General features: G+C 47.7%; 7 protein-coding genes. 6 read left to right on the top strand and 1 reads right to left on the bottom strand.

The window, feature by feature from the left end; genetic code table 11:
- The first annotated feature begins 233 nt into the window (after positions 1-233).
- From GA003_12820 to GA003_12795, 6 genes are all read left to right on the top strand, one after another.
- Complete coding sequence (locus GA003_12820) at positions 234-4,355, top strand: hypothetical protein (GenBank protein ID QXD26912.1); 4,122 nt, start codon at positions 234-236, stop codon at positions 4,353-4,355.
- A 22-nt stretch (positions 4,356-4,377) separates the two neighbouring features.
- Complete coding sequence (locus tag GA003_12815; GenBank protein ID QXD26911.1) at positions 4,378-5,208, top strand: sugar phosphate isomerase/epimerase; 831 nt, start codon at positions 4,378-4,380, stop codon at positions 5,206-5,208.
- A gap of 26 nt (positions 5,209-5,234) precedes the next feature.
- On the top strand, positions 5,235-6,332 hold the full coding sequence (locus GA003_12810) for a zinc-binding alcohol dehydrogenase (protein QXD26910.1): 1,098 nt from the start codon (positions 5,235-5,237) through the stop codon (positions 6,330-6,332).
- 92 nt (positions 6,333-6,424) lie between these two features.
- Positions 6,425-7,501 (top strand): substrate-binding domain-containing protein, encoded by a 1,077-nt coding sequence (locus GA003_12805; protein QXD26909.1) that lies wholly within the window; start codon positions 6,425-6,427, stop codon positions 7,499-7,501.
- Between the two features lie 22 nt (positions 7,502-7,523).
- On the top strand, positions 7,524-8,627 hold the full coding sequence (locus tag GA003_12800; GenBank protein ID QXD26908.1) for a hypothetical protein: 1,104 nt from the start codon (positions 7,524-7,526) through the stop codon (positions 8,625-8,627).
- 65 nt (positions 8,628-8,692) lie between these two features.
- Positions 8,693-10,456 carry a transporter gene (locus GA003_12795; GenBank protein QXD26907.1) on the top strand — a complete coding sequence of 588 codons (1,764 nt, stop codon included), beginning with the start codon at positions 8,693-8,695 and terminating at the stop codon, positions 10,454-10,456.
- Positions 10,457-10,473: 17 nt separating this feature from the next.
- Here the strand turns inward: GA003_12795 and GA003_12790 are convergent, their stop codons facing one another.
- Positions 10,474-14,136: a hypothetical protein gene (locus tag GA003_12790; GenBank protein QXD26906.1), complete on the bottom strand. Its 3,663-nt coding sequence runs from the start codon at positions 14,134-14,136 to the stop codon at positions 10,474-10,476.
- Between the last annotated feature and the right edge of the window lie 69 nt (positions 14,137-14,205).

The following is a 14,205-nucleotide window of genomic DNA, read 5'->3' as shown; positions in this document are numbered from 1 at the left end:
GTAGGAGAAACTTAGACTTTTGTAGTTAGATACTGTTCCTATCCTTTGCTTCTGACAGCATCTCTAATAATAATGAACGTAAGGGGAAAGTAGGTTTTTCACGAGTGATTATTTAAAGTTTCATTGTGTTGTGAAGCGATTTTTCCATTGACCCGATTAGAAATAAGAACCTGTCTAAAATGACTTATAAATATAAATAAAGCCCGATATATTCCCTTTATACGACTTCGACAATGAGCCCATTTAAAACGTTTGGATTTCTACTATTGCTGTTGAGCTCATGCTGTGTGGTGCATTCAGAAATTTTGGTCAATTTGGACTTTGAAACGGATACGGTTGGCGAACAGCCGGAATTAGCAGGTATCGACAACGTAAAGTTCTCGCCCAGCTCGAATGATTCCACGAATGGAGCCGTTGTGATTGATGGAGGGGCAAATCCAGCTAATCCTTTGGGCGGTAAGAGTCTTTATGTGTATGATTTGAATGGTGATCTCACTAATGGGAATCCCACTCATATGCGATTTCCATTCAATGAGGAAACGAATCGAACTGAAGTTCGCTTGGGGTTTGATTTTCAGCGGGCGTTCGCGTCTGAAGAATTGGATACCGACATGCGTGTGCATGTTGCACTGGGACGTGTTGATGATTCTTTGAATAATTCAGACTTTCGCCCATTCGAGCTTCGGATTCATAACAATGGAGATCTGATTCTGAATTCGCTTAGTGGATCGTCCACAGTTGCTTCTTATGATACCGACAACCGCAACAGAATAGATATTCTGGCAAATTCTCACGACACTAACTCGGTTGCTTATGATCTGCCTGGGTTGGGAGTGGGTGCGATTAGCCCGAATACACTCCATCTCTTTTTGGATGAGGTGAAATTAGGTGAGTATGACTTTCATATTACTCCAGATCCGGCAAACGCACCTCAGGTAAAATTTAACGAGCAGGATGATGACTTGGGGCAAATTGCCTTTTATCAGGATTCCAAGCGTCAAGGCGGTATTGTATTCGATAATATAATACTTGCCCCTATAAATGAAATTTTCGGCCCGTCGGTGGCGCCCAATACATTGGCCTTGGTTGAGGCCTTTCCCTTGTCAGTTGAACTTTCCTGGGTCGATGCTTCGGACGACGAGATCGGTTTCATCATTGAGCGAAAGGCTGGAGCAGAAGGACCATTTGAAATGTTGGTCAACGTGACCTCGAATGTAACTAGCTACTTGGACGAGTCGGTGGAGCCGGAAAATAGCTATACCTACCGGGTGATTGCTGACAACGGGTTCAAGTCAGATCCAAGTAATGAGCTTGAAGTAACGACTCCTGAGCAGGTGCTGCCTATTATTCTAAGTTCAGAGGGAGACTCCATTGCGGTGACTGGGAACACGGCGTCCTTTGCAGTGGAGGCACTGGGACGCGACCCCTTAACCTTCCAGTGGTATGAGGGCAATGCGGGGGATGTTTCAAAACCCATAGCAGGTGCTACCGATACTTCCTATGTGAGCAGTCCTTTAACGGTGGATATCAGTTTTTGGGTTCGAGTTTCCAATAATGAAGGAGAGGTAGACAGTGACAGCTTTGCTGTGGATGTAAGGGATGGAATCACAACGAATGTGACCACTTCCAACGAAGTCGAGGATGCTCTGGAAACAGCCCTGCCTGGCGATACGCTGGTAATTCCAAACGGTATCTATTCAGATTTGGTGATTCGATTGGAGGGCCACGGCCTTGAGAATGCACCCATAACGCTCAAGGCTGAAGCACCAGGGGAGGTCATTCTTACCGAAGAATCCCGAGTGCAGATGGGGGGGAGCTGGCTGATATTGGAAGGATTGATATTTGCCGGACCTTATTCTGGAAACGACGATGAAATTATTCAGTTCAGATCCGGAGGAGAAGATGCGGTCGACTGTAGGGTGACGAATGTATCCATTATCGACTACGTTCCTGAGGACGGTGCCAAGACGATGTGGGTTTCTCTTAGAGGGATGCGCAACCGGGTGGATCATTGTTACTTTTCGGGCCATAATGTGGAAGGAGTCACTTTGGTTGCCTGGTTAGACGGAGAACCGGATTATCACCGAATTGATCACAATCATTTTGCCAATCGTATAGATAGTGGTGGTCAAAATGGTTGGGAAACGATCCGTATCGGGACGAGTGATACGTCTCTCTCGAACTCTCGTACTACCGTAGAGTATAACCTTTTCTCCGAGGTGGATGGAGAGATTGAAATTATTTCTAACAAGTCAGGTGAGAATATCTATCGCTATAACACATTCCTGGAGTGTCGAGGCACCCTCACCCTGCGTCATGGTCACCGCTGTGTGGTTGAGGGGAATTATTTTATTGGCAACTTTCAGGCGGAATCCGGTGGGGTCCGGGTCATTGGTGAGGATCACCGCGTCATAAATAATTATTTTGAGAGTACTACAGCCCGAGATGATGCAGTAATTACACTCTACGCCGGTGTGCCTGGCGCCAAGTTGAACGAGTATGATGCTGCCCACAACGCTGTGGTTGCTTTCAACACTTTTTATAATAACTCGGGGCCACTCATCAGTGTGGGAAGAGGGTTTGGCTCTCGCGACCGAACGATTGTGCCTACGGGAATCACAGTAGCTAACAACATCTTACATGCTGGATCGAAAACCAGCGGCAGCTTTATTTCAGGTGAAAACCCAACGGCTCAAACTTGGGCAGGAAACCTGATTTTTGGTAGGCCTATGGGCGGAGAGGTGACCGAAGGTTTCACGATTCTTAATCCAGAGTTCATGTTCGATCCGGATGCAGGGATCCAAAGGCTTTCTGAAAATAGTCCCGCGGTGAATGCGTCTTCAAATGTAGTGGCTGATGTTCTACTGGATATTGATGGACAAATACGCGAAGGTATTTCCGACACAGGGGCTGATGAGTATTCAGAGGCAGCTGCGTTTACAAATGGTCCACTCGAAGCAGGTGATGTGGGTCCGAGTTATGCCCCGGGACGACGACCCCTAAACTACACTCTGAATGTACCGTTCGCCGTGGATGGGTGGCCGAATTTGTTGAGTGAAACGGGTGCTTTCCAGGATTTGCAGTCCCTACAACCCGAGGGCGGTATTTGGTCTTATGAACCCGCCATCAGTTTTTGGTCAGACTATGCGAAGAAGAGCCGTTGGTTTTATATTCCAATGGGTTCAAATATGGGATTCTCTGATACAGAAAACTGGACGTTTCCTAAGGGTTCAGTGTGGGTAAAGCACTTTGATATTGAGTTGGAGCGTGGTAATCCTGACACAGCTATACGACTTGAAACGCGCTTCTTGGTGAAAACGGAATTCAGTACCTATGGAGTCGCTTATCGTTGGAACGAAGCTGGGACAGAAGCCACCTTGGTTGGTGAAGATGGAGTATCATTCGATTTGAGTATTACCGATGGGGGAGAGCAGAAGACTCAGACTTGGTCGATTCCTAGCCGAGCGGATTGTCTGGCTTGTCACACTATAAGCGGGGGCTTTGCACTCAGCTTCAACACTTATCAATTAAACCACTCGGTCAACGTGGGTGGTGAGGAAGTGAATTATTTGGAATACTTGAGTAAGCACCAGTTCTTCGAAGAAGAAGTTGAAGATGCACGCACCATGCCTCGCTTTGCCAAATTGGATGATCCCAATGCGAGTATTGATTTCAAGGCGCGCTCTTATTTGGCGGCCAATTGCGTGAATTGCCATCAAGCGGGTGGAACCGAAACGGATCCTTTTGATATCCGGCCTAAGCGAATCTTGGGCCGGACGCGATTGATCGATGGTACCTCCTCGGATCCGGAAAAGGATTTGGTGACACGAGGCGACGCAGACAATTCAGTATTACTACTGCGGATGCTTGCAGAAGTAGGGGAGACACGGATGCCTCCGCTGGGCTCCAGTGAAATTGATCCCGAAGGAACTGAGTTGATCCGGCGTTGGATTGAAGAAGGACTCGCTGTATATCTGAGCTACGACGAATGGCAGGAGACGCAATTTGGTGAACTGAAGGATTCGATTGGAGGCAGGGATGATGACCCGGATTTGGATGGGAATACCAATGAGGTCGAATTTATTAATCGAACCAATCCTCTGTCCGGAAATGAAACGGGTCGAGTGCACTTGGCGCACGCAAATGGTGTCTTGAATTTGAAAGTCCCTGGTGGGCCTTTTGCAAATTACTGGATTGAGACCAGTGAAAACTTAGAGAATTGGCGTCCTTTAGCTGGTGAGCACGGACAAATGCTCACCGTCCCGGGAGGGAAGGATACCCTCGATGTATTACTCGATGTGGCTTCAGGGTCCGGAGCGAGCCAATTTTATAGGGTTCTAGGTGAAGAGCGATAATCGAGAATGACCAAAACTATTTATGACCCAAGCTAACGACACTCCACCGATTACGGTATTTACGAAGCCTTGGAAAGATTTAGAAATTTCGGCACTGGCAGACCTGATCGCTGAGCTGGGATTTGATGGTATAGAATTACCGGTTCGTCCGGGGTTCCAGGTTGAGCCGGATACGATTGAGGAAACCTTGGGTCATGCCGTTGATGTTTTCAAAGCTTGTGGGTTGACTATCTACAGCGTGGCTGGAGACATGGATGTAAAAACAGCTCGAGCCTGCGCCCAGGCCGGAGTTCCTGTTCTGAGAACCATGCTTAAGATTACGCCTGAAAAATCTTACCAAGAGCACGTTGAAGAATTTCGTACACTTTGTTTGGAACTGGGAGAAGCTCTTGCTGGGTCAGCAACAACCATTGGTCTGCAAAACCACTGCGATGAGTTTGTTACCAGCTCTATTGGAATGATGCATGCCATCGAGGGGCTTCCCAATGAGGAAGTGACTGCCGTGCTGGACCTGGGGCATACGGGATTGGATGGCGAGGTTGAGGAAATCGCCATCGATATTGCCTGGTCTCGCCTTTCGCTCGTCAATTTGAAGAATGCTATCCGTTACCCCGATGGGAAAGATGATTTTGGAGCGACTATTTGGAACCGTACCTGGGTTCCTGGTAGGGAAGGGTATACCTCCTGGAATAAAGCAATCGCTGAGCTTGGGCGCCGTTCTTACTCATTGCCGATTTGCATTACCTGTGAGTACAAAGATGAGGCGAGGAAAGGACTGTCTGGGAATGACGTCATTCTACATCTAAAAGACGATTTGAAATTCTTAAAGGAGTTGATCGATCAACATTACTAAACGGAAACTATAGCCGTATCAAAATTATGAGTACAAAAATCCCTACTAGTAGGACCGTATTAACTCTTCATGGCGATGGTAGTTTCCGTCGGATGGAAAGCGACATGCCAGAACTCGGTCCGGGCATGGTGTTAATCAAGGCCAAGGCCTCACTGGTTAGTCCGGGGACGGAACTCAAGGGACCCGTTTCCCGTGGAAGCAAAGCTGCAGGTGGTTGGAGAGGGCTTCGTGAACTTCAACTGAATCCTGATGAGTCATTAAAGCCGAAACCGTTCGGCTATGCTAATGCGGGCATAGTTGGAGCTGTAGGTGCAGAGGTGCATGGATTGAAGGAGGGCGATCGAGTAGCTTCGATTGGAGCAGGGTATGCCCAGCATTCGGATTACTCTGTCGTTCCTCAGAATCTGGTCGTATCACTACCTGAGGAAGCCAGCTATGAGCAGGGCGCCTATGGCATGTTGCTTGCGACCGGAATGCAGGCCTTACGCCGGGGAGATCCGAAGATGGGTGAATATGTAGCAGTGGCCGGTATGGGCATTGTGGGTTTTTTGACCGCACGCTTATTTCAGATCGCTGGTTGCTATGCTATAGGTTGGGATACGATCGATAGTCGATTGCAGTTGGCCAAGGATTTGGGAATCGACGAGACAGCTCAAGTCCTTGTCGAAGATGAAATTGAGAGAACGAAGGCGTTTACCCGCGGTCGTGGACTGGATATCAGTGTGGTTGCGTTGGGTGGAGATGCTACCAGACCAGCCCATGCATTGGAGAAGTGCATGAAGGTGACGGGGGATGGCCATGCTATGGGAACGATGGTTATTGTTGGCGGGGCAGAGTTTCCTTTTACCCGATCGCTCACGAATATGGATGTGCGCCGTTCATCAAGAACAGGTGCTGGTTATCATGATAAGGCCTGGGAGCGAGGGAGAAACCATGATGACGTTTTCGTGCGCTGGGACACCAAGAGTAACTTGGAGCTTTGTTTGCGTTTAGTAGCCGAAGGAAAAATTGCTGTGGAGAAACTCACAACTCATCGCGTGCCATTTGGTCAGCTCGAGGAGGAAACCAAGCAAATAACCCAGGATCCGGACTCTATTTTAGGCATGATTTTCGAGTACGAATAATCTCTATCTTCTTGAAGGTTAGTTGTTAGAGAAATAATTTACCGGTGTTAATTGACAACTCCTATATAGGAGTTAATGTGTGCCCTTTCTCAATGAAAGTTACCCTGTCAGATGCTCCGAAATATAAGCAGATCATGCGTATTTTGGTGTCCGAAATGGAGGAGCGCCGTATGGAGCCTCATGCGCGTTTTTACTCCGAAAGTGAGCTGAAAGAGCGGTTTCGCGTCAGTGTTCCTACGATTCGTATGGCGCTTAAGGAGCTCATTCAGGATGGGAGGATTTACCGTGAGCATGGCAAGGGAACCTTTATTTCTCCTCCAACCGTCCGGCATCAGGTATTGATTGTGGGTCGGTTCCAAGAGTCGTTGCCTTCGCGCGAATTCGGAATCGTGAGTTTTGCCCAGAGTCTGATCGGCGACTCAGCAGCCTATGCGCAGCCCTTGATGCCCGTTCCGATGAACTCGCAAAACTTTACTGAAATTGCTGCTGATCTAAAACACTACTACCCAAACGCAAAGGGTGTATTATTCTTTAGGGATTACGGGGTTGTTAGGTCGACTTACCAGTATCTTGAAGATGAAGGCATCCCTTATGTGTTCTATGGCTCTGATTCCATTCGCGATCAAGTCGAAGGAAGACCTTCTTGCTTCTATCCTGAGGCCAAAATAATTGATATTGGGTTAAGGCATCTAAGGGAACTATACGGAGATAATATAGCCTTCGTATTTAATCCTCATATTCGAGTCTTTGAAAATCGGGTACGCCTTTATCGAGAATGGATGGAAGAGCATGAGCTTCATCCTGAAGTTATAGAATTATCTGATGCCAGTAATCTGTACGATGCGACCTTGCATGTGGAAGCTTTCAGTTATGTCCAGCAGATTAAAGGACAAGCAAGATCCATTTTCTGTGTGGATGATAGATTCGCACTGCTGTTTCACAATGCTGCGCTGCGTGCCGGAATTGGAATACCCGACGAATTGGCTATATTGGGGATTAATGATTATCCGTTTTGTAACATGGTGTACCCAAATATATCTTCTATATCCATTCCACTCTTTGAAGACGGTCGCAGGTGTTTGGATGCTCTGTTGAACCAATCTCAATCAGGTGAAGTTACCAATCCTGGCGATAGCCGTGTAAGACTTATCTCAAGACACTCAACTTGATGTCCATTTCGTCCCATACCCTATGAAACATTATACATTTTATCAACTTCTGGACCGTGAGCTGCCTCGGGCGATTGTTGGTGCTTCTCAGCAACTAACTAAGCGTGATATAAGTGAAGATGTGAGCTCACTCTTTAGCGAAGGAGTCGAGCAAAGCTTATCATATCACATGGAGAAGGCTAATCGAAAGTCCTCTGTTCAAAATATTTATCCTATGGCAGGAAGTAGGAGTGGTCACGCCGACAGTTGTTCTCGTACTCATGCTATCAAGGAAGTGAGGGACTCTTTAGGGCAAATGAGTTTGGCTTATGTAATTTCAAATTATGAGCCTTTCGCAGAATTCGCCGAGCAGTTGGTGGGGCAGGAGATCATTGCTAATGGGCTTCTATCTATAGATGAGCTGAATGGCTCATTCAGTCTTCAGGGGATATCTTCCACAGAACATGAAACTCACAGTCTTATGGCTGAAGTTATCCTGGGTCTTGAAATGATTCAAGGACTTGGGTTACTCGGCAGTAAACTAACGAAGGAATTATCTTATGCTCTAAGCAGGCGATTAAGAGCCTTAGAAAGAAAAAGTGTGGGTAGCTTAAGCCTGCTGGAGCAGCTAGGCTGTCTGCTTGAAAGAATCCTAATCTCCCTATTTTTGGCTGAAAACGAAACTTTTGATAAAGCCAGTTACCAATTTCAAAAGGGTCATCTAGCTCATTTGGCAGGAGAAGAATCGATTAGTTGTTTGGAGGTTTACTTTGCTCTTTGTTATTGGATTGACCAAGGCCAGGGGGGTGAAGGTCAACTTCTGACAAATACTTTCAACAAATTACAATCCAAGCTGTGTGATCACAGCTCGGCTAGCATTCCCAGAGGTGCCTGGGTTCAACCCAGAAAAGAGTCTAAATTCGAGACAATACTTAGAGATACCTCCTTATTACTTTTACTGGGAGAGGAAATGGACAAACCCGATATCATTGATTGCTGGATTGAAGGCTTGGAAGGCCGGTCCAATAGCAGACCTTTTGAATCGCATGTTCTTACGCGCCCCTTATTGTGGATTGGTTCCGAAGAGTGGGCCTATAGACCCTTCGTGCGAACTCGAATGAGGACCTCCATCCCTGATCGCTTATAATCGGATTTTATCATCCAGTACTGGGCATCAGTCGGATGCCTGTATTTGCTTAATTACTACAAACTATGGATACTGTATTTGGAACTAACCTGACCATGTGGGATTTGGCCGTTTTGGCCTTCTACGTGGTGTTTATGTTCGCCATCGGATTCGTCTACAAAAGTTTCAGTAGCGACTCGAGTGATTACTTTCGCGGTGGTGGAAGCATGCTCTGGTGGATGGTCGGTGCATCTGCATTCATGACGCAGTTTAGCGCCTGGACTTTCACGGGCGCGGCAGGCAAGGCCTACACGGACGGCGCACTGGTATCGATGATCTTTTTTGGCAATGCCGTCGGGTACTTCCTAAACTACTTGGTGACCAGCTATCGGTTTAGGAGAATGCGTGTGGTAACGCCCATCGATTCTGTCTTGAAGCGGTTTGGGGCTCTGAATGAACAATTGTTTACATGGACGCAGATACCTTCTCGCGTTTTGTATGGGGGCATCTGGTTGAACGGACTGGCTATTGTCGTTTCCAGTATTTTCAAGATCGATCCCGTAATTACCGTTTGGGTCGTTGGCATTTCAGTATTAGTGATGTCTGTGGCAGGAGGAGCTTGGGCCGTAATCGCTTCGGATTTTATTCAAGTGTTACTGCTTATGTGTATCAGTATCGTCACTTGCGTTCTAGCGCTGTCGCATCCAGCCATCGGTGGTTTTAGCGGGTTGATCGATAAAGTTCCTGATCATCATTTCTCTTTTAGTTTGGCGGAGAATTCTCGCTTTGTGTATATTTGGATATTCACGGCGTTTGTGGTGCAGGCATTTAAGCTCAACAACATGTTTGATTCTTACCGTTACCTGTGTGTGAAGGATGATAAACAGGCGAAGAAGGCGAGTTTGATGGCCTGTTTTCTAATGTTTGTCGGTCCCGTCATCTGGTTTATCCCGCCTATGGCTGCGCGTGTTCTTCAACCGGACATGGGTTCTGTATTTCCGGACTTAGCGAACCCAGCCGAGGGTGCCTTTGTTTACATGGGTATGGAAGTGCTTCCGGTTGGAATGATTGGGCTACTTGTCTGTAGTTTATTTGCTGCTACCATGTCTTCCATGGACAGCGGATTGAATGTAAATGCTGGGATCATTGTTAGTAATTTCTACAAACCAATCTTGCGCAAAAATGCAGGGGATAAGGAGCTTCTCCTGGTCGGCAAAATCATGTCCGCTGTTTTTGGGGTTCTCATTATTTTGGCGGGTTTACTTTGGCTGAATCTCAAAGACTGGGATTTGTTCGAGATCATGACTGTATTCGGTTCGATGATCGCCATACCGATTGCTATGCCGCTGGTATGGGGACTGTTTATAAAGGGAGCACCGCGTTGGTCAGCTTGGAGTACCGTATTGGTCGGTTTTGCCTTCTCGATATTTTCCAAGCTTGTTGAACAGTATGGTTGGTTTGGATTAGGAGAACTTGCAGGTCGTGAAAAGTCCGACTTCCTATATTTCTTCTCCGGTCTCGGAAACATAGTCATTTGTAGCATCTGGTTTTTTATTACTGTCTGGATTGGCCGTTTGAATAACTACCAACCCGAGGAACATGTGGAGGAGTTTTTCAGAAATCAGAACCGTCCTGTAGACCACGATGGTGAAGGTGGGAAAGACAGCGACAATAACCAGGGTAAAGCCATGGGCATACTTTGCCTGATCTACGGAATCTTTATCGGACTACTTGGAGTTATTATTCCAAACAGTATGTCGGGTCGAATCAGCTTCCTCTTTTGTGGCTTGGTGATCGGCGGCATCGGCTATTTTCTGCGCCGAATGGGAACGAATAAAACTGCGAGCTAGTTCAATATGTGGTCTACTTATTCCGAAGAGATTCTTATGAACCGAGGGCGTTCGCTGAGGGTAATGACTCTCTCGTTCTCGGGGGGTGTTGACTCGATTCCTGAATCAATAAGATGCCAGCCGTTTTCGTCCAAAGAACTATTTCGGTAGATGCTGTAGGATTTGCCCAGTTTGGATTTCCAGTGCAGTTTGAGCTGATTGGTATCCGTTAGATCGGTACGGATGATCCGTGTGACTGAAGTGCCATCTAGCGGGTTAGTCCCGAACTGGTACTCTTCCCATACGCGGAGTCCATCTCCATCCGAGTCGGAAAGTTCTGCTATTGCGTAATCTTCGTCCGCGTCCAGTCCGCTATAGTATAGCTCTAGGTAGCTGTGCGGTGTTCCTTGAGCCGTGAAAGTGGGTTCTTCGTCAAAGACCTCGGTAATGAGAAGAGTGATTGTCTCTATGGAGAGGATCGCTCCGCCAGCACCGGTGCGGTTCCAACTGAAATCAAGTCCTTCGCCGGGAGAGAATGGAAGCCTTGGCGTTGTGGGATCGTAATTGATTGGGTCGAAATTAGTTTCTTCTACCAGTACCGTCCCTGAACTATCGGTAATCGTGTAGTCACGTTGATCGTTGTTTGTTCTGCCTTTGTAGCTGAAATCGAGCATCTGAAACATGCCGCTGTGCGCGGGCTGTTCACCACGTTTGACTTGCAAGTCAAAGTGAAGACTTTCACCGACGCCGAGATCGTTAAGGTTCCCATCGACAACCACCAGTCCATTGGCTGCAACTCCTGACGGAACTTTACGAATATTGGCTTCGCTACCATCGCTGGATCCCGTGATATGTAATTCGACTGTATGGGCACCGGTTGCTACCAGAATATTGTCCGAAATTGCTGTATGCGAAGAAACGCCTTCCGCCGCCGAAGTGGCGCCAGATCCAAGGTTGAGGGTCACAAGGGTCGCGAGTTCAAAAAATGCGGGTGTGGAGGTCTTGAATCTCCACACATCTCCTAGGGTTGTTCCGGTGGAGTTCTCTGAGTCTACCCGCCAGAAATAGGTGGTGTTGGTCTCCAGGTTGGTTGGAAAAATACGGTTGGTCGTTGATTCCCCGATGTAGCTTGGAGCGTTCGTATCTGCGGTGGCAATTTCTACGGGATCCTTTCCTAGGTAAATGTGATATTTGTCTGCGCCTACAGCGGCCCACCAGGTGAGCTCCTGATTGGTCGGCACGTTGATCGAACCATCAATGAGGGAATCCATGTCCGGCATTGCCCTTAGTTGTGCACGGGAAGGCAATTCTTCAGGCGGATCCATGAATTGAGCTTCAAGGTCCGGAATAGACGCCACCAGGGCAGTGGGCGTGCCGAAAATCCAAAAGAACTCCTGTCGGAGCCTTTCGTATACGTCGATAGGAGTATGGTCCGGGCTTAGAATCCCCCCATAATTTAATCCGAGTTGCCGACGTGTAAATTCTCCTGAAATTTCATCATTTGGGCCTATCCATCCCCCTCGCACGGTTTGGATCGCGCTTGCTACTACTTGGTCGAGTCGATCTTCCTGATAGACAATTTCACCGGTTTGCCGATCAATACCTTGAATGGGGTATTGATTAAGTTCCGACCAGGACGGGTAATACAAGGCGATCGCCTGGGCAGTTTCTGCGTCTGTCGGATTTGGGCTGTTGGCTATTATGCTGAAAAAGGAATCATTGGAGGCTGGAATAGTACCCTCTTCGTTTACCAGGTCGGTCACTGTCCATTGTTGGCTATTGGATTCCCAATTCCAAAGGTACCGGAAATTGGCGGCCAGCACATCCAGGCGATCTGACCAACGGTAAGGAACTTCGGTCATGTCCGTAGCTGTTGTCGCCTGAGCACCCGGTAGAACGGATGAAAGGTCTGCGGATGTACGGTTTTCGTCAATAAGTGGCTCCTCGGTCTCGGGACTGCGCCTCGTGTCAAAGATGATAGCCTCCTCGTTAAACTGCAGTGTGTTATGGGTGAGTCGGGGAAAATTCTGATACAAATTAAACCGGATGGCCAAAACATCTTGGTCTGTAGATGAGGAAACATCTTCAACAAAACCCCCTTGGTCGAAATCGGATATCACTTCGTCTGCCTGGCTTCGATCGCTTTCATCAATAAAGTCATCGTCCGTATAAGACGGTCGGTCTCTCCAGCCAAATATATGGTTGTAGGGACTTCCCAATGTCAGGTCCTCGTTTTCTACAAAATCGAAATGTCCATCTCCATGCCAATTGGACATCGGGGTGGGTCCCCATTCATAGCGGGGGCCGTCACCCAGGCTGGAGATACTTGTTCTTACCGGAGTGGGCATACCATAGAATTCGTCGTAGCCAGCTTGGGTCGGGTTCCAACGTCCGTTGTGATGGAAGGAACGAAAGGCATACTGTGCTTGTCGTCCGTTTTGCGAAGCGATGATGTTGGTATCGGTATTCCAATACATTTCATTGAATGCTGCTCCCGACATATCGGAGAGACCTACCCTCAGGTTGTTCGGGCCCTCGAACCAATGTGACGCCCTGGCGGGGTGGTAGTAAATGAGGGGTTCGTATTCGCTCAGTCGAAGTGCGCTAATAAAAAGGGAATTAATTCCATCGCCTTGAGAAACATAAATTCCGTACCCACTTACCTGCGACAGATCGGGTGTTGCGGACTCTCCCGTTTCCAGAGCGGTTCCGTTTTCGCCAAGTGCATTGAGCGCATCGCCATTGGTTACCAATTGCCAATCATTCCTTGCTGCGGGGAACGCAGTCATATGGCGTTCGTTTTCCGTCGTCGAAAGGGTCGGTTCCCAGGTTTCATCAGATAAGAACCATTTATGGGACTCATCCCTGACCAGCCACCTGAGCTTTTGATTCGATGCGACTTGGGTGGCCCGGATCTTAAACGTAGATTCATGATTGCTAAGATCTATGGCGTCAGTCCCTTCGGGAAATATCGTGTAAATATAGGATCCGGGAGTATTGGCTGCACCCGCGAAAGCAATCTGACCTCCGAGAGTCCTAATGAAGTTGTTTCCTGCCGTATAACCGCCCCATGGATGACCGGTGGTTAAGGAGGATTGGAAGACTTGGCTCCCCGTGTTGGAAGCGATGAGTCCCGCGCTTGGGAAGTTGAAGTCCTCGTAGATGAACTTCTTGGACGGTTGGTAGATGGTTTCTTGGACCAGAGGTACAATAGTCAGTCCGATAGATTGAATGTGAAAAGGTGCCTCGGTGTTTTGGTTGAGTACTGAGAATACTTGATCCGCATAAACCGTGTATGCATTCCAAAGGGATGTGCTCGTTGAGTCTTTGCTGAGTGAAATCTCCGCGAGACCGTCCTTTTCTCCATCGAGGAGTAGGGCGTTGTCAGCTACCTCTGTCTGAATTGAGTGACCCATCTGAAAGAGTTTGAAACCATAACCAGTTAGTATTTCTCCTTGTTGATCTCTCAGGGAAAGCTGAAGCACTAACTTTTCACCCTGATCCAAAGAGTCCTCATTGTTCCCATCGATAGCTAGACCCAGGTTATTTGGATTCCATAATGCCACCGCTTCATCCTCAGCATTTTTCGCCGTTAGGGATACTTGGATACTTGTCGCTCCAGGAGGATAGTTAACGGGAACTAGGAAGCTTTTCTCGAACTCCAATTCGGTCGAAACATTATCAGAATCTGTAAAATCCATTAGGGCCCAATTGGTTACAGCGTTTAGGGACGCATTCAAAAGGACAAAGGCTAAGAAGAGGTAGGGGCC

This window comes from Opitutia bacterium ISCC 52, assembly GCA_014529675.2.
GTDB lineage: Bacteria > Verrucomicrobiota > Verrucomicrobiia > Opitutales > UBA2995 > UBA2995.
Note: the sequence above shows the minus strand (reverse complement) of the source record. Positions and strands in the feature narration are given on the sequence as shown.

Coding starts and splice junctions, on each gene's coding strand:
- GA003_12820 (QXD26912.1), top strand. CDS start 234: ATGAGCCCATTTAAAACGTTTGGATTTCTACTATTGCTGTTGAGCTCA.
- GA003_12805 (QXD26909.1), top strand. CDS start 6,425: ATGAAAGTTACCCTGTCAGATGCTCCGAAATATAAGCAGATCATGCGT.
- GA003_12790 (QXD26906.1), bottom strand. CDS start 14,136: ATGGATTTTACAGATTCTGATAATGTTTCGACCGAATTGGAGTTCGAG.
- GA003_12800 (QXD26908.1), top strand. CDS start 7,524: ATGAAACATTATACATTTTATCAACTTCTGGACCGTGAGCTGCCTCGG.
- GA003_12815 (QXD26911.1), top strand. CDS start 4,378: ATGACCCAAGCTAACGACACTCCACCGATTACGGTATTTACGAAGCCT.
- GA003_12795 (QXD26907.1), top strand. CDS start 8,693: ATGGATACTGTATTTGGAACTAACCTGACCATGTGGGATTTGGCCGTT.
- GA003_12810 (QXD26910.1), top strand. CDS start 5,235: ATGAGTACAAAAATCCCTACTAGTAGGACCGTATTAACTCTTCATGGC.